16 protein-coding genes and 1 pseudogene are annotated in these 19,143 nt (G+C 54.6%); 9 read left to right on the top strand and 8 right to left on the bottom strand.

Translation table 11 applies throughout. The features are described 5' to 3' along the window. Positions 1 to 428: 428 nt before the first annotated feature. From QF010_RS03855 to QF010_RS03840, 4 genes are all read left to right on the top strand, one after another. Complete coding sequence (locus QF010_RS03855) at positions 429 to 3,011, top strand: autotransporter family protein (RefSeq protein WP_429532489.1); 2,583 nt, start codon at positions 429 to 431, stop codon at positions 3,009 to 3,011. 125 nt (positions 3,012 to 3,136) lie between these two features. Next, positions 3,137 to 3,946, top strand: coding sequence for an alpha/beta fold hydrolase (locus QF010_RS03850; protein ID WP_429381196.1), 810 nt, complete (start codon positions 3,137 to 3,139; stop codon positions 3,944 to 3,946). A gap of 43 nt (positions 3,947 to 3,989) precedes the next feature. Further along, positions 3,990 to 4,613: a hypothetical protein gene (locus QF010_RS03845; protein ID WP_429381198.1), complete on the top strand. Its 624-nt coding sequence runs from the start codon at positions 3,990 to 3,992 to the stop codon at positions 4,611 to 4,613. 77 nt (positions 4,614 to 4,690) lie between these two features. Continuing rightward, positions 4,691 to 6,676, top strand: coding sequence for a hypothetical protein (locus tag QF010_RS03840; protein WP_429381199.1), 1,986 nt, complete (start codon positions 4,691 to 4,693; stop codon positions 6,674 to 6,676). A gap of 63 nt (positions 6,677 to 6,739) precedes the next feature. On the opposite strand, the gene QF010_RS03835 is transcribed toward QF010_RS03840, so the two are convergent. Then, entirely contained in the window at positions 6,740 to 7,867 is a 1,128-nt protein-coding gene (locus QF010_RS03835; protein ID WP_429381201.1) for a site-specific integrase, read from the bottom strand. 201 nt (positions 7,868 to 8,068) lie between these two features. Beyond that, a complete protein-coding gene (locus QF010_RS03830) occupies positions 8,069 to 8,914 on the bottom strand; it encodes a TonB family protein (RefSeq protein ID WP_429381203.1) in 846 nt (281 codons plus the stop codon). 159 nt (positions 8,915 to 9,073) lie between these two features. Between QF010_RS03830 and QF010_RS03825 the strand changes: the two genes are divergently transcribed. Next, on the top strand, positions 9,074 to 9,775 hold the full coding sequence (locus QF010_RS03825; RefSeq protein ID WP_429381206.1) for an ERCC4 domain-containing protein: 702 nt from the start codon (positions 9,074 to 9,076) through the stop codon (positions 9,773 to 9,775). Positions 9,776 to 9,814: 39 nt separating this feature from the next. Here QF010_RS03825 and QF010_RS03820 read toward each other — a convergent pair whose 3' ends face one another. From QF010_RS03820 to QF010_RS03810, 3 genes are all read right to left on the bottom strand, one after another. Beyond that, entirely contained in the window at positions 9,815 to 10,549 is a 735-nt protein-coding gene (locus QF010_RS03820) for a TonB family protein (RefSeq protein ID WP_429381208.1), read from the bottom strand. A 178-nt stretch (positions 10,550 to 10,727) separates the two neighbouring features. Next, complete coding sequence (locus QF010_RS03815; protein ID WP_429381210.1) at positions 10,728 to 11,543, bottom strand: M48 family metallopeptidase; 816 nt, start codon at positions 11,541 to 11,543, stop codon at positions 10,728 to 10,730. 201 nt (positions 11,544 to 11,744) lie between these two features. Continuing rightward, positions 11,745 to 12,266 carry a hypothetical protein gene (locus QF010_RS03810; protein WP_429381212.1) on the bottom strand — a complete coding sequence of 174 codons (522 nt, stop codon included), beginning with the start codon at positions 12,264 to 12,266 and terminating at the stop codon, positions 11,745 to 11,747. Positions 12,267 to 12,518: 252 nt separating this feature from the next. On the opposite strand from QF010_RS03810, the gene QF010_RS03805 reads away from it, so the two are divergent. Further along, on the top strand, positions 12,519 to 13,379 hold the full coding sequence (locus QF010_RS03805) for a type II secretion system protein (RefSeq protein WP_429381214.1): 861 nt from the start codon (positions 12,519 to 12,521) through the stop codon (positions 13,377 to 13,379). After that, positions 13,366 to 14,409 (top strand): Ig-like domain-containing protein, encoded by a 1,044-nt coding sequence (locus QF010_RS03800; protein ID WP_429381216.1) that lies wholly within the window; start codon positions 13,366 to 13,368, stop codon positions 14,407 to 14,409. Before QF010_RS03805 ends, QF010_RS03800 begins: the two co-directional genes overlap by 14 nt. A gap of 400 nt (positions 14,410 to 14,809) precedes the next feature. Here the strand turns inward: QF010_RS03800 and QF010_RS03795 are convergent. Continuing rightward, positions 14,810 to 15,477: pseudogene (locus QF010_RS03795) on the bottom strand (site-specific integrase); the annotation flags it as partial. 633 nt (positions 15,478 to 16,110) lie between these two features. Between QF010_RS03795 and QF010_RS03790 the strand changes: the two are divergent. Beyond that, positions 16,111 to 17,124 carry a DNA-binding protein gene (locus QF010_RS03790; protein WP_429381218.1) on the top strand — a complete coding sequence of 338 codons (1,014 nt, stop codon included), beginning with the start codon at positions 16,111 to 16,113 and terminating at the stop codon, positions 17,122 to 17,124. Between the two features lie 107 nt (positions 17,125 to 17,231). Beyond that, positions 17,232 to 17,465 carry a MarR family transcriptional regulator gene (locus QF010_RS03785; protein WP_429381220.1) on the top strand — a complete coding sequence of 78 codons (234 nt, stop codon included), beginning with the start codon at positions 17,232 to 17,234 and terminating at the stop codon, positions 17,463 to 17,465. A 340-nt stretch (positions 17,466 to 17,805) separates the two neighbouring features. Here the strand turns inward: QF010_RS03785 and QF010_RS03780 are convergent, their stop codons facing one another. Together QF010_RS03780 and QF010_RS03775 are read right to left on the bottom strand one after the other, a co-directional pair. Continuing rightward, on the bottom strand, positions 17,806 to 18,174 hold the full coding sequence (locus QF010_RS03780; RefSeq protein WP_429381222.1) for a hypothetical protein: 369 nt from the start codon (positions 18,172 to 18,174) through the stop codon (positions 17,806 to 17,808). Positions 18,175 to 18,248: 74 nt separating this feature from the next. Next, entirely contained in the window at positions 18,249 to 19,130 is an 882-nt protein-coding gene (locus tag QF010_RS03775; RefSeq protein ID WP_429381224.1) for a prepilin peptidase, read from the bottom strand. Positions 19,131 to 19,143 lie beyond the last annotated feature (13 nt).

Here is a 19,143-nt window from a genome sequence, read left to right as displayed (position 1 = left end):
TGCCTAACAACTTCGGCAGAGAGACCAGGTCTCCCCCTCTACTAAGTGCTTGGCAGTTGCTATCGCATACACGCCAAGCTTATGAGCCCATTTTTGGGCTTCGACCGTGATACTACATTGCCACATCGTTTGTGAAAAGCTTCACAGAGAAATTCATCACCAATCTTTGGAAATGTATCGAAACGCACCGAAATGCTTTGTCGATCGGCCGTCGATTGTGATAAATGCCTGCTGCCACCTCGGGGGGAGCCGAGCTATACCAATGGTTTTGTTTCGAAAATCAAAGGTTTGGGTGTTGGAAAAAAGAATGGCCATTTTGACTGGTCGACGCGGCAAACGCCGTTATGATCTTGATTGCACATGGCCATCAGGACTCTTTTATCCAGTTCGAGGGGCCCGATCATAAAAAACCGAACAAGGACTTACCTTTGAGCAACTTCACCATCAGCAAAACCGTACTGGCCCTCGCAATCACCGCAGCAAGTGCAAATGCATTCGCCACGCCTCCTGGCCCGTTAGTACAGGATGTCAGTGGCGCCAACGTAGTTACGCTCTCTCGCACCAGCAACACCGATGTGACATTGAACGGGGCGGCTTTGCGTGACGGCGCTGAAAATGGAGTCAGTTTTGAAGGCGCGGAAGTTGCGGGCAACCTCCTCAACACCAGCACCCTGAATGTGCATGGCCTTAATGTACGAGCACTGAGCCTGGGGCGCTCGAACGATGTGGACGCCGTCGCCACCACCATCGCTGGCAACATCACCAACGAAGGCACGCTAAACCTGCTCGGCCCTGGCGCCGTTGGCATCTACGCTGACGCTGCGGAAATCAGCGGCAACCTGACCAACACCGGCACCATTCGAGTTACTGGTCAGGGCAGTACTCCTCAGACGCCGAATGCGATCGAGTTGGTCGACACCCATTTGACTGGCAGCGTCACCAACAACGGCAAGCTGATTTCCAGCGGCGACGGCGCCAAGGGTTTGTACGTCCATTCGACTTCAGGCGCTGCACCTGTCCGCGGCAGCATCGGCGGTGATGTCGTTAACTCCGGGATCATCAGCGTGACCGGCGCTAACTCTGCCGGACTGGTGCTGGACAACGTTGCTCTGAACGGCAAAGTTAGCAACCAGTTCGGCGGCATAATCGCTGCTGATGGCGCGAATGCGACTTCTGTCCTGCTGAAAGATATGCAATACAACGCACTGGACAACAAAGGCAACATCCAGGCCTCCGGCGCCAACGCAGTTGCCGTCCGCATTCAAAACGCCAAAGGTCCGGCAAGCAATCTGGACACTAACGGAATCATCAACTCCGGCGTGATCCTGTCCAGTGGTACCGCCATCAAGGTGGAAAGCACCACACCGAGCGATGTATTCGTTATTCACCAGAACGGCGGCCTGATCAGTGGCAGCAATAAATCCATCAGTGGTAACGGTCAGACCGAACTGCACTGGACTGCCGGTACCGTAAACGGTGATATGGAAGGCATGAAGCTGGTGCAAGTGGCCGGCAACGGTTCCTTTAACGGCCAGAACATCGACGCACTACTGGTCGATGTGAAAACCGGCAGCCTGTACCTGGCTTCGGAAACTGGCACTAAGCTCACTGGCAATCTGAATGTGGCACAAGGCGCAACGCTGCGTATGCCTATCAGTGACACTACCGACAACTCGACTCCGATGGTCACCGTCGCAGGTAAAGCTACCTTTGCCGCTGGCAGCAAAGTTGAACTGTCCGCCCAACCAGGTGACTTCACCTCGGCAAGCGATGGCAAAACTTACACCCTGGTCAAGGCTGGCAGCATCGAAAATGGCGGACTGCTCGTAGTGAGCGACAGCGCATTGCTCAAGGTATCTGGCTTCACTGTTGACGGCGAGACCGTCAAAGCGACTGTAACCACCAAGACCGCCAGCGAGACAATCACTCAGGTCCTGATCCCGGCTGGTGCTTCGGTCAACGCACAGAACGCGATGCGTCCATTTGTGGATACCGTGATGGGTAAACTCGAAGCCAACGACATCGTGTTCAAAAACTTCGCCAATGCTGATGCCGCGCAACTGGCTAAGCTGGCTGAGCAACTGTCTCCAGTCGTCAACGGCGGTGCAACCCAAGCTGCGATGGGCGGCCAGAGCCTGATCTCAAACGCTCTGACTTCCCGTGCCGCAGACGCCCGTGGCTTGTCCTCTGGCGACGTCCTGAAAGAAACCGGCGTATGGGTCAAAGGCCTCTACTCGGACGCGGACCAAAGTACTCGTGATGGCATTGCCGGCTACAACGCTTACACCAACGGCATCATCATCGGCGCCGACGGCAAGCTGACCACAGACCTGACACTGGGTGTTGCATTCAGCCACCTGGACACCGACGTCAATTCGGACTTCAGCAAAACCAAGGTTACCGGTGATGCCTTGACCGCTTACGCCAACTGGACTCAGGGTCCAATCTTCGTTGATTCGAGCCTGACCTTCGGCAAGAACGACAACGAATCCAAGCGTGATGTTGCCGGCACAACAGCAAAAGGCGATTACGACAGTAACCTCTTCGGTATCAACGTGCTGGCAGGTTACGGTTTCAACCTGCAGGATGGTCTGCTGGTCGAGCCGCGAGTGGCTGCACGCTATGCCAACCTGAAAATCGACGGCTACACCGAGAAAAACTCCAGCGCCGCTTTGTCTGTTAACGGTCAGCGCATGGAAATCGGTGAGATGGGTGCCGGTGTACGCGTCGCCAAGAACTTCCCAATGGGCCAAGGCACTCTGAAACCAGAAGTTACCGCCATGGCGTACCACGACTTCATCGGCGACAAAGCAAACAGCACCAGCGCCTTTGTGGTCGGTGGCTCCCCGTTCGTGACCTCGGGCGCACAAGCGGCGCGTGACTCTTACGAACTGGGCCTGGGTGCGGACTACAGCATCGGCGCGTTCACTGTAGGTGCTGCTTACAGCTACCTGCAGAAGACCGACTTTACTGCTGACACCTTCACCCTCAAGGGCCGGTATGATTTCTAATACCTAACGTAATGTAGTGTCAGGGCGGCCCGTTATTCGGGCCGCTTTTATGTTCAACAAATGGATGCACCTGCCGATAGCTGTCTGCCGACCATTATCGAGAGCTGCAACTCAAGGAAGCTGATATGAAGAGAACACTGGTTTTCGCCGCAGTAGCCGCTGGGCTCTTGCAGTTAACCGGCTGCGCCTCTCAAATTAGCCTCGAGCAATTCACTTCCCCCAGCCTGGCTCCGGCGACGCTCAAGACCAGCCAATACACTCTCCAAGCGATGATTCCACCGGCCGGAACGTATCGGCACTTGCGTGTTTACATCGAAGGCGATGGCCATGCCTGGGCGACCAGCAGCCAGCCCAGTACAGACCCAACACCTCGCACCTCTTTGATGCTCAAGTACGCTTCCGAGGATCGGACCCCAGCAGCGTATCTGGCCCGGCCTTGTCAATTCGTGATGACGTCCAGCTGCAACGTCGGGGCATGGACCGACCGGCGCTTTGCAAGACCGGTTATGGAAGCCATGAACGCCAGCCTGGATTCATTGAAGAGCCGATTCGGAGTCGATGAGTTTGAATTGGTAGGTCATTCGGGCGGTGGTGACGTGGCACTCGTCCTGGCCGGTATGCGTAGGGACGTGGTGCAAGTGCAAACCATCGCCGGCAACGTTGATCCAGTGTTCTGGACGCAGCTGCACAAGCTGTCCCCGCTGAGCGATCCCATCACACCGCATCAATACCAGGACAGGCTGAGAAATCTCCCACAACGGCATATCGTGGGTACTGACGACGCAGTCGTGCCTCCGGCAATCGCCCAGGAATATGCAAAGCAACTCGGCGCGACATGCCTAGAGATCGCCAGCATCACCGCGACACACTCCACTGGCTTCGATGATGCATGGCATCACTATTCGAATACCCCCATAGCCTGCAAGTCGCAATAAACGTCCGACTGGAGTCGGCTATAACACGGCAAGGATGCATTGAATGCTTGATCAGTTACATGCGGGAAAAATTGCGGAATTGACCGCACGACGAATTGCGCTCCTCGACGAACTCAAATCTGATGATCACTATAGGGACACTCCCGCGGTCTCCTTTGGCTTCCATGATCCGTTCGATGTGCCGCTTGCGACATGCGATTCCTGTTACTCAATTGCAGAGAGCCGCAGGATCACATCCGGACAGAGGAAAGTTCGATGGATCGTCGCTTGCACCTCCTGTGATAAGCAAATTCCGCAACCGCAGAAGGATGGTTGGATGGCATCCCTGGCGTGGAACGGTGCAAACCTGTCAACGCAATGCTACAAATCGATGCCACTGTTTGGGTTGGCACACCTGACGCCCTCGGCCGCAAAAGAACGCATTTCTAAAATCCGACACAACCTGGTGCTTCGGACCAGCCTTTGCGCGGTGGACCGCGCTATAGCAGAGATCAGCAACTCACATTCAAAACCCGGCCTAATGTTTCAACAGAAACTGGATGCCTACTTGAAGTGGGCCATGCACGCTCACAGGTTAATCAAGAACGCGAAGAACGCCGGCGGTGGGAAGGTGGGTGATAAACTGGGCACCATTCTCAATTCACCAGGTGTTGAGTCGTGCAATTGAGAACCCACAATTCCAAAGCACACTGCTGAAGTCCCACTTAGCTGCGACACCAACCTTTTGATTAAAACGGACTCCCCATGAAAGATCAGGAAGGCGGAAGTCACTTCGCCGGTGCCGCACGCGGATTGGATTACCCAGGCCTACCACCAGACTTCTACAGTGACCGCGCCGAATTAGCGTGGCAATCGATCATTGGAAGCAAGAATCGAATCGGACAGCTGGCAGACAAGCTTCGAAAGCTACAACTCGATACCCCGATACCGCGGCGTGAATGGAAAAACTTTTCAGACGCCGGCATTTTAAGCCTGTGCTACGGGCTACCGAATTTTTGCCAACAGCTCTCGAAACTCGTATCACAGCAGCAGTACGACGCGATGTCACCGCGCGCCCTGACCCGGTGCTTTATTGTTGACCTGCTGGGCACTCGTGCCATTGAGTTGCGGGAGATCCTTACCCTCGCCGATCATCAGCGAATCAAAGGCAGGATCTGTGAGATCTTGCCTCAGGCGCAGTCGTTGTTCGAGCAGGGCTGGGGTTCAAGCGTTTACCCGGGTGTTCTGACCCTGGCGTACCTGTTTGAAATTGCGAACTTCACTGAGCCTGGCACTGGGAGTTACTTTCAGGCCTGTTTTGCACTAAACAGCACGCTCGTTGAATTGCTTCACACCCCAATCATGGAGCTCACTCAGGAGGTCGCCGCGAAGCATCCTGGGTTCCGGGATGTCTACCAAGGCCTAATGCCAATCAAGACCTTGATAGACGAAAAAAAGCGGGACTCTCCAAACCCCTTACCTGCAGCGCTTTCAATGTCCGCTGCACTCAAGGAGCTGTCTATAGACGTCCTTGAGACGAACACTTGTAGCGTACTCAATACCCACGAGTTGCTGTTCTCTCTGTATGCGCCCGGACAACAAGGGCTGCGCAAAGCCACTGAAGAGGTCATCGACTACGAGATCCGCCCCCGACTGTATTGGATCACTTCCAAAATATCCGAAGCTCTGCAGCTCGCCGGCATAACGGATCAGTTGAGCATTCCTGACTACTCGGCCGATTGGTCTTTGCGTCCATCCGGCTCGATATCCACCGCCCATTTCAGAGCCCTACAACCCCTCGCAAGGATCGAGCAGGACCTGCTGACTGAAACGTGGGTTGATCAGGTCGAGAACATCCGCAGCAGGGCCCAGGCCGCCGCAAAAGTTCGCCAAGAACTCGGAAGTCTGGTCAGCAAGACCAGCGTTGACCCAGTGCATATCGCCGAGGCAGCCAGGCGTTTGAATGAGCTGACGGCCAACGTCATCACACGAACCAAAAGCCTCGTCGAAGAGGTAAACGGGGTTATCAGTCTATGTGCCACTGCAGCAGCAGACTGGAACAGCCTGGTAGCCGAGCTGGACTCACCGATCGCAACGACCGCGCATTTGTCGGACAGCGCGAGTGATGAGGACAAGGAACTGCTGGAGATGGCCCTCGAGGAGTCCCAGGGGCTGCGCACCCGGCTTCAAGTCGCACTTCAGGAGGTTCATCAACTGGGATTGAAAGCAGAGGCTCTTGAGCATCACCGGGCCAATGCTTACACCGGACCTGTCCTCGATCCTAAATTGGCCAGAAAGCTCGTTTTGGCCCCGGCCAGTCTCACTCCAGTGGATGTCCTCGCGTATATCCAACATATTGGCGGGGATAGTGTCCGTATACTGCCGAGCGCCTGGCGTTCCGCCGAGGATTCCGCACACTTTGAGTTGAGCGGTAGGATGCTTGAGCTGCTTGCGAAATTGGTCTTCGAGTACGCGCCCTGCTTAGCGGACGGTAAACCAGACGCCGAGGCGCGTGAGATCTTGGGTACCAACTACAGCGCGCAAGAGTCGGAAACCGTGGAAACGAATTCTGCTCTTAGGTCCGAAAGAATGTTCACGGTGGACGGAGAGACTCGATATTTTTGCCGGCATCTGATGGTAGGGAATGACCCCGGTCGTGTACGGGGCATGCGGATCTACTTCGATATCCTTGATGGAGTGGTGACGATTGCATATGCAGGGAAGCACCTGACAGTCGCCACGACCAATTGATGGGACTTTGCTATCCCGTGCAAACCTGACGCCGGGCGAGACGGAAAGTTCGCGCCGGCCGGGTCACACGTCCAACTCATCTTCACGCACGGCAGAACCTGCGATAGTGGTCCCGAGCTCGTTGATAGGCTTGCTGCTTCGTTCGCTAAGTCGATCGCGGGTTAGGCCGATGTCGCCAAAGTCGTAAAACGGCCTGATGTACCGCTCAGCGTTAGCTGCATTGGACCAGCCTACGTATTTCATCAGGCGATACAGTTCCCAACCTTCATCACTGGCCCAGTTTGCGAAACCATGACGCATCGAGTGCGTCGACATTTGCCCATTCACACCTGCCTCTCGACAGAAACGCTTGAGGATCTTGTCGATGCTCTTCGTGTTTAACCCGCTCTCCTGGAGCCTTCCCCATCTGTTGATTGATCGAAAGACTGGCCCCTTCACAATCCCCGAGTCTTCGAGCCAGTTCGTGTAAGCAGTGACAGGGCACAACTCCTTCAGAGCCGGCAATAAATAGGTCTTACCTTGGGCCTCGCGATCTGTTTTTGATTGAGTCAAAAAGATCTTCATCTCATGACCCTTTGTTGCCTGGATGTGTTCTACATCCATCCGGGAGATTTCGTCGCTTCGGAATGCCCTCCAGAACCCAATCAATAGAAGTGCTTTGTCGCGCGAAGCCCTCAACAGGTCCTTCCGCGCAACAGTGAACAATGTCTCTCGTTCTTTCCGGACCTCATCCGAGCAGCGGCCTGGTAGTGGCTCGTGAAGCACCTGTAGCGCGCCAGCGGCCAAACCGTCCAGATACGAAACGATGGCCCGCAGGTGAACCAGCGTCAGTGGGTCAGCTTGTCGGGGGGGCTGACCGTGCTTACCTCGAATTCCCCGCATCAATTGTTTGACCAATGGTGATTTGGTGTAATCCGGAAAACCGAAGCTTTTATGCCATTGGGCAAGGGCGGATAGACGCAGGTTTAGAGTGTTGACTTTGTATTGATCCGACATCTCGGTGAGATAGCGGCAAATCTCCAGCTCAGTCGCAGGCAAAAGGCCGTGCCAGACGTCAACAAAGTGCTTGATCGAGGAGTCATAGGTTGATTTGGTATTTTTGCGCTCTCCCCGGGCAAGCAGCTCAGCCATTTTCTGCTGGGTGCTGGGCGCTTCACTCGGCGGGTTCTGGTCAATCAGGGTTTTGGTCATAAGCACTCAAGGCCGGAGTCAGGAAAGCTGCCTGTCGGCGGCGGAAGGCAGGGGTGTTCAAAAGCAATGCATCGAGTCGTACAAGTATAGGATAACCAGATCCTGTAGCCTGGCCAGCGTTGGTGTTTCGCGGTAGAGCGAGCAAACGCAAGGCAAAAAAAAGGCCGGCAATCGCCGACCTTTATCAGGACCATGTGGGGTTCAAAAATCCAAGGTCCGTTCTTTGTACAAGCGCTTGAACGTGTCATCGGAGACATTCCGGATTTCAGGCACCTTCTTCACCGCCATGATTGCATCGATGGCCGACAGGTCAAACTGCTTATCGCCACTTGTCCTGGTGACCTTTGCATTCCTGAAGCGCCCGTCTCGCTCCATCCAAATTTTCACTCGAACTGAAATCCCATCTCGGACATTGGCTGGCCGCTGCCATTTAGAAACGATCTTCTGGACAAGGATCTCATCTACGTTTTGGAATACCGGTGCAGGCTTAGGTGGGGCTTCGTCTGCCACCGAAGATACGCCATCATGAATCACAACCATCTTCGGAGTGGGCGACGGCGGTAGGCTCACGGGGCTCGCCAAGGCCAAGATGGTGTCATCCGGCATTTGCGGAGCATTACCGGTCAATGGTTGAGACTGGAGAAGGCCGGGGCCCGGGTCACGCGGCTCAGTAACAGTTTGCACTGGGACGTGTTGGTCAGGTGCCAATGCACCCGAGCCGTTGGACGCGGGGGCTGGATTTGCCGGATCGATAGTTCCAGTGGCCGGCGGCGCGATGGACTCATCATACATCACCTGGGCAGAGTCGAGTTTGGCCGCAGTTGTATTCTGGCCTCGATCAGGATCAAGCAGGGGCAACATCGCGAGCTGGTTGGCCGTCAGCTTATCAAGTAGTCGTTGTTGCGTTTCAAGCTTTCCTTCCTGCGCGTCGAATTTTCCTTCCATTTCAGTACGGAGGCTTTCCGACCGGATAATCGCAATACCAGACAGAGCCATCAGCACCGCCGCAACCGAGCACAATAACAATGCAATCTGCTTTTGATTCACCACGCGCACCTCTTCAGAACGTGCACATAGGGTAACGGCCGCACCTGGCTTTCAAAATCCAAAATGGGGCCTAGAAATTCCAGTGCCAGGCTTGGTGTCTGGAGATAGTGCCAAACCCCGTTATAGTGAATGACTAAATCAACCACGCCTGGAACGAAGATGGTCAAGATTTATGTCGACTCACGCGAAATGGTTTCAGGTATTCCCTCAGAGCTCCAAGCTCTCGGTGTCGAGATCGAGGTGGGCAATCTTGAGACCGGTGACTATGTGATCAGCGGCACCTGCGTGATCGAGCGAAAAACCGCGACTGATTTCATCAGTTCCTTGCTTGATGGGCGCTTTACCAACCAGGCCGCCAAGATGAACTTCAATTTCAAGCGAGTGATTTATCTCGTTGAAGGGGACATCTTTGCTACGCGATCGGCAATTCAAGAGGAGGCGCTGATCGGCGCATTGAGTTGGCTCTCCGTATTGATGGGGTGCTCGGTTATCCACTACCGCACGCCTAAGAAGGCTGCAAAGATCATTCGACGTATGGCAATGCACGCGCAATCTGGACTCGGGTACGACGTGGCCTTCCGCCGCGGCAAAACCAAACCGGGTAAAGGCGAAGCTCTTTTTTCCATTGAGGGCTACGCCGGTGTCGGCCCCTCAACAGCGAAGAAACTGCTCAACCATTTCCGTTCTTCCTTCGCCTTTGTTAACGCCTCGGTTGAGGAGTTGATGGCAGTCAAAGGAATTGGCGCCACAAAGGCACAACGCATTTACGATTCCATTCGTTATGAGTTGGCGGAAGGGGAGACAGTCGATGATGAGGAGTCGCTGTTCGCAGACACCCCACATCCCGAAACTGTTACTTGAGACATCAGCGCGCCCACTCTGGTGAGGGGCGCGTATGGGTCACATCTCGAATGAAATGCGGCGCTGCTGCAGGTACTTGGTGTAGATGGTGGGGGAGACCGTTCCCATCTCTGGAATCTTGGACAGATCGGCAGCAGCTTTCAGAATCGACTGGTCGACATCAACCTCACCACTCGACGTTGCAATCACCGCATTGGTGATGGTGCCATCCTTCGCGAAGTGAACATCTACTTCCACTTTCGCGCCCGCCAGCGCCGTGGCTGGACGCATCCATCGCTGGTGCATCCGCATAGCAACCAGCCTGTCGAAATTCTCAGCACCCTTCTTCTCAGCGGCTTCGGCCTGGAGCGCGGCCTCGGCGCGGGCGTCGGCGATTTTCTTTTGCCCTTCGTTTTTCTCCTCGTCGATCGCGTCCTTAGCCGCTTGATAGGCCGTGACCTGGCGTGCCAATTGAGACACTTCGGCCATCCCTTTGTTGACATCGTTCATGGCGATATCAATACGTTTCTGATCAGCCTTCACCTCGGCTGCATCGGCACTGGCCTGCACTGAGCTTGCCTCGATTCTGAGAATTCGATCATGTTGCTGCTGCCATTGCTCATCGAGGTTGTTGGCTGCGCTCATGGCTTTGTACGCGGCATACAGGGCCACAAACGCCATTCCCGCCAAAATCGCCAGCGCTACCAGGAAGACTGTGACCAGGGTCGTTCTCTTTACATTGACCGTGGTGTCTTCTTCAGAAGCTGCAACTGCATCGATCAGAGTGTTTTGCATTGCGATCCATCACCTTTGTGGATTCACGCCTACTTTTAGGCGGCAGGCGATATGCCTAACAAAGCTATTGTGATCGCTGAGTTGAGAGGGAGCCATTCAAAAGGGGGCTCAGAAATTCAGAAGGGGTGAGGGGATAACCGCCAGCGCCGGCGCTGAGCGCGGCGCTGCGTCTGTTTGATCATTGTTTTGCGGCTGCAACATACAGCGGCATCACTTTCGGAATGGTTTCACTGAGTAACTGCATCCTGTCCTCGTTACTCGGGTGAGTCCGGAGGAACCCCGGCATGTTCGATTTATCGCCCTGGGCATCAATCTTCTTCCAGAGGGAGATCGAAGCTCGTGGGTCAAAGCCGGCGCGTGCCGCCAATTCAAGGCCAATCAAATCGGCCTCCGTTTCATCCCTGCGACTGAAGGGTAGGCCTACGCCTGCCTTCAAAGCTTGAGTAATCACGGTCTGACCCATGCCGCCAGCTCCGAGTGCTGACGCGCCGAGTGTACCGGCGACTTCGAACGCCGCCTGGGAGGAGGCCTGTTCACGACTGTGCTCACGCAGTGAATGGGCGATTTCATGGCCAAGGACAGCCGCGACCTCATCGTCAGTGAGCTTCAGACCCTGGACCAACCCGCTGTATATAGCTATTTTGCCTCCCGGACCGCAGGTCGCGTTCATTGTTTTGTCGTCGTCAATGTAAGCCAGGAACCATCCTTCTTTAGCCGCCGAAGGCTTGAACACTGGCGCTTGAGCAATCAACCGGATAGCAATTTTTTGGAGAGTCTGACCCTTTGGGGTATCTGTCAGCAGCTTCCCATTTGCGGCCGCGTAATGGACAAAAGCGCGGTAGGAGTTGGCATACGAAACCGCGAGTTGCCTGGAGGGTAGGGAATCCGCCATGTACTGTTCGCGGTCCACGCCAACGACACCGCCCTTTGTGGTGCTTATGCTGGTGCAGCCCACTAACAACACTGGCAGCACTAAGCACGCAATCTTGATCATCCTCACATTCACACCTCACCCTGTGCCGGTACCCACGCCCTATACGCACCGTAACTGGTGCAGGTCCTGTTCAAATCGATGCCGAGAAAGAAGCATTCCCTCAGTCCGTAATTTAACGCCTGGCCCCGCGGCGACCAGCAGTCACATCCGATCCTGATTGGCGAAAGCCGGCGATGGCCCTGCAGGTAAGCAATTCACCGGTTAGTGAAGCCTTGACGCTGCTGGGGTCGCACTTGGGGAATTGAAGTTGGGGAGGGGCATCGAGGCCCGGACGCCTGGCTGCGCCTCATCTCGGCGCTGCTCATAGAAGAAGGGCAGATCATGCTCATTGAATGGCCCTGCGGCACCCACCATGTAGGCGCGGAACTGATACCCATCAGCGGTAGGCCAGTCGATAAGAATGACATTCAAAGCAGGCGCCCCACGAAGAGCCTCCCATGCAGGCGTCCCTCTCACGTAGTGAAGAATGAAAGCCTCAAGTGGGATCTTCTTTTTCAGGTCCTCAGATGGGGCCTTATCGAGCGCCCACAATGCAAACTGAAGACGCAGTGCTGGATCTTCCTGTCGTGTCAACGTGGCCAGCTGCTTGGTGTCAGCCTGAAACATTGGACCGCGCGCATCGAGATCTTCAAGTGTTTCATTCGAGGTGCCGGAAACGCATCGCACACCCGCGACGGGGCTGTAGCTGTAAATGCTGATTGCTTGGTACGACGGTAGCGCCATGATCAACCCCGATGCCCTGTTCCTGATATTGGTAGCGTACGAAAACGCCGAATAGGGTACCGGTATAACGCTCCCACGCAAACATGACTCCCCTGATCGTCACCGCGCACCCGCTTTCCGGTCGTTATTGCGTTTTTGGTAATCGTTCGCATTGTAGGGAAAAACAGCTGGCTTTTTGGTTTGCTGTGCACTTTGTGCCTTGCAAGGATAAGCGACCGAAATTCCGCTCTCCGGTCACAAAGGCTATTCAGCATGGCAAGACGCAACTCACAACGCGGCTTCACCCTCATCGAGATAGCAATCGCACTTGCCATCCTCTCCACGATGGCCCTGGTTGCTGCCCCAAGCTTCATCGAGGAGCTCAACGATCGGCGTGCAAACGTCACGATCCAGGAGACTCAAACAATCCTCGATGCTGCTCGGGTCTACAGGCAACAGACAGGCCTGTGGCCGGACACCGGTGTGTGTGCGAACGCCTTGGCAGTGCTGAAGGGCACCTCGCCACCGCTCCTGGCAGGCATTGGCACCGTCAACAAATACAACTCGAACATTTCCACATCATGCACCGCCACAACTTTCAGCGTGGACCAGGACATCGTGCAGGACTGGGACGGTGTTGTTGCAAACGGCCTACCTGGTTCACAGGTAACAAACGCCGCCTCACACACAGTTCGTTCGACTGTGGGGATTCCCGGGAGCGAGGCAGGGCTGTACGACAAGCTGTCGCGCACCAATACCGGCGATCCAGAGTTGAACACCATGCGGACCAACCTCCACATGGGCAACCAAAACATCGATGGTGCTAACGATATTAGCTCCGCGACGGTAAATGCGACCGGCAATGTTCAAGGTGGGACTTTGAGCGTGAGTGGCCGGGCGACCATGAATGAATATGTACAACTCACCACTACTGCAGTTGAAAGCGCAGGCTGCCCCGCAACTGGTTTGGTTAGTCGAACCGCCGGCGGACAGCCGCTCTACTGCCAAGGTGGTATTTGGGCAAAACCTATTACGTGGAATACCAGCACCGTCGCCTCAGGCTCCGGGTGTGGTAATTATCCAAAGGGCTCTATGGGATTCGATGCGTCTGGGAGGCTGTATGTTTGCAAGTAATCTGCTCTGCTTATTCACCGTAAATGGACTTTCAATGAAGCAGGCGCAGCGTGCTTTAATTGTTTTGTTTGCGCTGGCTTTTAGCCAACTGGCAACCTCTGCTGGCTGGAAGGAAATCAGGACATCACCAAGTGGAAAGTCAGGTTGGCAATATGTTGTTTGCCAAGGCGGCACTGGCTGGAACACTTGCGAGCTCGACCTGAACATTGTGTTGGCTGCTGCGCCAAACCAACTCGTTGCTGTCGGAGAGCAGGCAACCATTTATGCGACCGTCACTGATGCCTATAACAACCCTGTTGAGGCAGGCGTTCGTATTGGCTGGGTGACAACAGATGGCTCTGTAAGCGCAACAGAATCAAGAACAGATGCGAACGGTGTCGCGACTATCGTTCTCACGTCCTCACACTCTCTCGGCGGGGCCACCGTTACTGCTAACGCTCTAGATTATGGTGGAGCTGGATCTTTGTTTGTTCCATATATCGATAAGTGGGTGGCGTATCCTTCGACCTACACCGCATGGGCGAATTACGGGGCCTACTATAGCTGCACGGCCTGGACCCCTGATACTTCCACCGTGGCGGCTGGCACATGGTTCACACAATCCGCGTGGTGCTGGCAACAACAGCAACAATGGCGTCAGGATCGCCTGCAAAGCGTAGTGACCGGCGCCGTTATAAACAATGGTCCTGCAGTACCTCTGTATCAAACAATCACCATCTCAGTCTCCCAGATGAACGTTGGGACAAAAGTTGTTGCGCCGGTGTGCGAATACATTGGCCCTAACAATGACGGAACAATACCACCGAATCGAACATATTGGTCTAGCATAGACCCGGCTGGTAATTTGGGGTTGAGCCTTAATGGAGTCAGCATTGTTAATTTTCCTGGTGCCGTGCACAATGGTGAGAGATGGCCGGGAAGTTACGTTTACAATGGCAATGTATACACCGTAGGTAATTTCAGAGAGATGAAACTCCAGGGTAGAAACTTCGAACTCTATTTTTTCGAAGCATGTTCCACGCCACTATAGTGGGAGCTTTAGATACAATGTTATCTAAATGTTAATAGATAACCGATAAAGACCCGCTGTGAGGCGGGTTTTTTGTCTTTTGAAACAAATCCATCTAGTGCGCTCACATTTCACCTGGCGCCCCACCTCCCAGAACAAGGAAATCACCTATGCGCGATCGACTGACTCTCAAAAAGGCCACTGAAGCTAAACGTGTGCTGCTTCTAATATCGAAGGACACTTCAACTTTTTGGGACTTTCAGGATTTTTGGTGGACTCATCACATCTGTTGAATAGTACTCGACTCGCTACTCCTATCGGCCGTCACCCCGCCCATACTTCGGTCAGACGGCGCCAGCGGCACACTTCATTGTGCTTGGTGATTCGCTTAGCTGTTCATCCCCCACTAAATTAGACCGATTCAATCTGCTTCGTCATCGGGCATCAGTCGCGTTGCCTTGCTGGTGAGCAGTGAGCCCGCCTGAAAATACCCCATCACCGTGCCGACGTGCCGACGTTACGGTGTTCGGTCATGGCCATCACCTCGCCCAGGGGCACCCCTTGCCGACCGGCTTCAGTGACAAATCCCGAGCGTAGGCTATGAGCCGCCCAATCCCCCTCCAATCCAGCTAATTTCGCTCTACGCTGGACGATGCGCGCGACCTGATCTGACGACATGGCCGCCGAGCTAACCTTACCGCCTCTATACATTCGCCTAAACAACTGTCCAGAAGTGTCAGGCGCAGCATCCAGCCAGTCTGTGAGCGCCTGAGCCGCAGCACCGCGCAGCGGTTTCTCTCGCCGAGTGCCACTGGTATCGGTTTTTGTCGTGCCCAGGGCGTACAACCAGGTGTCAGCATCCAGCTTCCGCACATCGCCCACTTGAAGTCCCACCACTTCCGATCGGCGCCGACCACCACCACTCCAAGCCAACAAGAGCAAGGCGCGATCACGCATACCCAGCACGCCATCGGTACAGGTCGCCAGCATGGCCTCGAGCGGTTCCAGCACCAATGCTGTCTTCTTGCGCACCGAGACGCCTTGGCGAGATTCAGCCTTGCGTGCTTCACGCATCAACGTGCGAACACTCATCCAGCGCTTTCGTGTCATTCAAGTTGTAATTAAAGGCCCTCTTACGATTTCCTAAGTTGCGTCTTTCATGAAGGGGGGGGTGTTCTTTCCGACGCTCCGGGCCGCTTTCCTGAACAGGCCAGCATCCAGGGCACCTGTAGGACCGCGCCAGGCGTACGGCGCGAGTGCGTGCGCGATATCAGATTTCATACACCCAGTTCTCGTTCGTACACCGGGTTCCGTGTGCTTTCGCCGGCAAGACCGTGTCACGCACCTGCATTATTCGGCACCTCTCTCGCTGAATGGTGCTACCGCTAGTCAGTTTCCTCATGGCGCTTGTCAGCAGCATCCGCTTAACCATGTACAGAAACTGTACGCTGCGGAAGCGACACCTACACCTCAAAGAGCTCAGAAAATCAAAAAGCGAGCATGAATTCCTGTTTTTTAAAGCATAGGGGGCCAAATGCTGAGAAAAAATCAAAGGACAGAATAACGCCTATTATGCTCCCTATATTATTGGAAAACATTGTTCTTCATCTGTACGATGTTACGTTACAGAATGGCCGTACATAATGGCGTACATTATGACACCTTAATGGCCTTTTGCCATGTTTATAAGATATTGACTTAACAGGAATTTAGGAGTAAGCGATGGCGGGTAGTGGTGTTTCCAAGCTGGATGTCCGGGTTGCCAGGAACCAACTGACTGCCGAAGGCAAACACGTCTCCGCCCGGACGCTGCGCGAGGTTCTCGGCCACGGATCGCTTTCCACAATCCTCCGGCACTTGAAGGAAATCGAAGCCGAGTCAGGGGAAGCTTTCGGAGTTGGCGGCATGGTGCACACCGAGCTGCGCGATGTGGTGATGAATCTGCACAACCGATTGCAGGAGATGGCGTCAGCAACCGTGACTGAGGCAGCAGTGAAGGCCGACGCGAAAGTCGCGGCGGCCGAAGAACACTTGAAAGCGGAACAGGATGCTCACGCGCAGACAGCTGGACAGCTGAAAGAAACGACCAACGAACTGAACACCCTCACAAGGCGCTTTGAAGAGTTGGTCCAGCGCTTCAATGAAGCCAGTGTCACAATCGGTCGCCAGGAACAGAAGCTGGAAAGCGAACACAAGATTCAGCAGGAACACCTGGGACGCATCGATAAGCTTGAACACGATCTGGACATGAGTCGCTCTCAATTTGCGCATCTGCAGGCGAGCACCAAAAGCCTCATGGCGGACACAAAAAAGGCACACGACGAAGCATTGACGGCCGTACAGCGCCAGGTTGATCACCTCACCAACAAGAACTTCGAGTACAACTCGACAATATCGGAACTGAACCACGCCAATGGCGTGCTCGTGGCCGATGCACGAACTCATGCTCGAGAGCTGGACGCTTGCCGAGAATCGCTGGGGTCAGTGAAAGCCGAGCTGCACAATGCACAGACCCTACTGGAGAGCTTTAAGCTTGCCGGCGCCGCAAAAGAAGGGCAGCTAACGCTACTGAACCAGCAACTTGAGACCGTCCGCACCCAGCACAATGAAGCCGAGGATCGCTCGCGAGCAAACGCCAATGAAGCTGAAAGGTTCCGCTCAATGGTCGACGATCAACAGAAACAAATCACCGCGTTGACGGTGGCGGTAGAGCAGCAGGCTCGCAAGGAGGAATAATGGCCACCTTTGAAAAGACTACGACCATAGCTGAGTTCAGTCGGCGTAATGGCCTAACGGAAGTTGAGGCAGAAGCGGCAATGGCCAGACTGTAGAAGAAGGGGCTTGTGAGCGGGCATATCACTGACGAAGTGCATGCTCCGATCGCTCTGACCGCTGAGGCGGGGAAATTGAAGACTATGACCAATGCCGAGATGTGCCGGCGCACGGAGTTATCGACTTCCACAGTAGAAATAGCATTGGCCAAACTTCAGGAGAAAGGGCTGGTGACCGGCTTCATCCCTAGGGATGAGCATGCCCTGATCGTTCTGAGCCCGGAGGGGGACAACTATGAAATTTAAAGCTGGGAAGACCGGCATGCCCACCCAAGCGGTTTACGTTGCCAAGGCCATCGTACCAATAGCCTTGGTCTGCTTTGTCGCACTGAGCGCACTCACGATCGTTGCAATCGACAGATCCCGTGATCGCACAGCCTGCTACCGGGCCGCGCAAACACCAGAGGAATGCACGACCCCAAGCTGGTGGGAGGATATTTTGCGGCGGACAATGGGTTCAAGCGGTTAGGGAATACGCTGAAATGAAACCAGCCAAGCCCAGAGCAACACCTCGTACCGCGATTGTCGGACGGAAGTGACATTTGGCAGCGCCGCGTGCTGCGAAAACCAAAAGCTGAATTAAGTGCTAACGGATGCAGAAATACAAAGACAGACAAATGGCGAGCATGGCCAACGCAAGGCTAAAGCTTAATTTACGCTGAGAAGAAACCAATCTTTCCTGTTCCTTACGAAGCTCCAATTTGCTTTCTTCCTGCAACGAATCACGCTGCGCCTGACTGAGACTCTGATATTCAACCATACGACGCTTGCACTCCTCAGCATCGGTCTTGGCGAGGTCAGCAAGCTTCCGTTTCTCGGATGGATTCAAAAACTTTACCAGCACACCTGTCATACCCCGTGCTTCGATAAAGATTTCATCTCCAAACCCTACCGGGTGGAGGCCAACGCTGACCGCCCCAGTTTTGAACTTTTGCTCAATTGCACCATAGAACATGATCAAACTCCTTATTGGATGTAGTACCCGGGTCAGAGACCGCTTGCTTTCCAACAATCAGGCCCAATGCCGATCTAGTAAAAAAAACTGGCACCAACGTGAAGACCATTGACCTGGAAATACCACGAGTAGAGGTCATGGCCGAAGAACAAAGCCACCATCCCGCCGAGGATGATAAATGGCCCAAACGCAAACTTCCCACCGCGGGACCGTGCGAAGGCGAGGCCTACGAGAGCTGCAGTGACAGTGGACACCAGAAAGACCAAAGGCAGCATCTGCCAGCCCAGCCACGCCCCAAACAGCGCCATCAGTTTGTAGTCGCCATCCCCCATGGCATCCCTACCAGTGAGCCTAAGGAAAACCCATGCTGGGATTGCAAACAAAAGGAAGCCAGATACGGCGCCTATGAACGCATTCTCCAAAGAGGTGAAAGGCCCAAGATACCCAGCCCCCAGGCCCAGCCAGACGCCAGGGATTACAATCGAGTCCGGTAGCAACATATGGTCTACATCGATCATGAACAGGGCAATACTTGCCCATACAAGAACGAGCGCAAAAACGCAGGCCAGGCTGTAGCCAAATTTCAGAGCCACGAGTGCCGACAAGGCGCCAGCGATGACTTCAACGAGCGGGTACCGCGGGGAAATAGGCGCCTTGCAAGAGGAGCACTTTCCTCTCAGAACTGCCCAGCTAAGCAGCGGGATATTTTCCCAGCTTCGAATCTTGTGTGTGCAGTCCGGGCACTGCGAAGCGGGGAAGGCGAGATTGAAAACCTCACCTTGGGAACCATCTCCAAGCCCCAAGTACTCGCGAGCCTGGCTCTCACAATCGCGCTGCATCATGACTGGCAGTCGGTAAATGACAACATTCAAAAAGCTGCCAACCAGAAGTCCAATCAAACCGATCAGGGCCGCGAAGGTCCAGGGATAAAACGCCAGTACATCGATTGCTGCCATTGCCAAGCCTTTT

The sequence above is a fragment of the Pseudomonas silensiensis genome, assembly GCF_050434865.1.
Lineage (GTDB): Bacteria > Pseudomonadota > Gammaproteobacteria > Pseudomonadales > Pseudomonadaceae > Aquipseudomonas > Aquipseudomonas fluorescens_W.
This window is presented reverse-complemented; position numbering and strand designations above follow the sequence as displayed.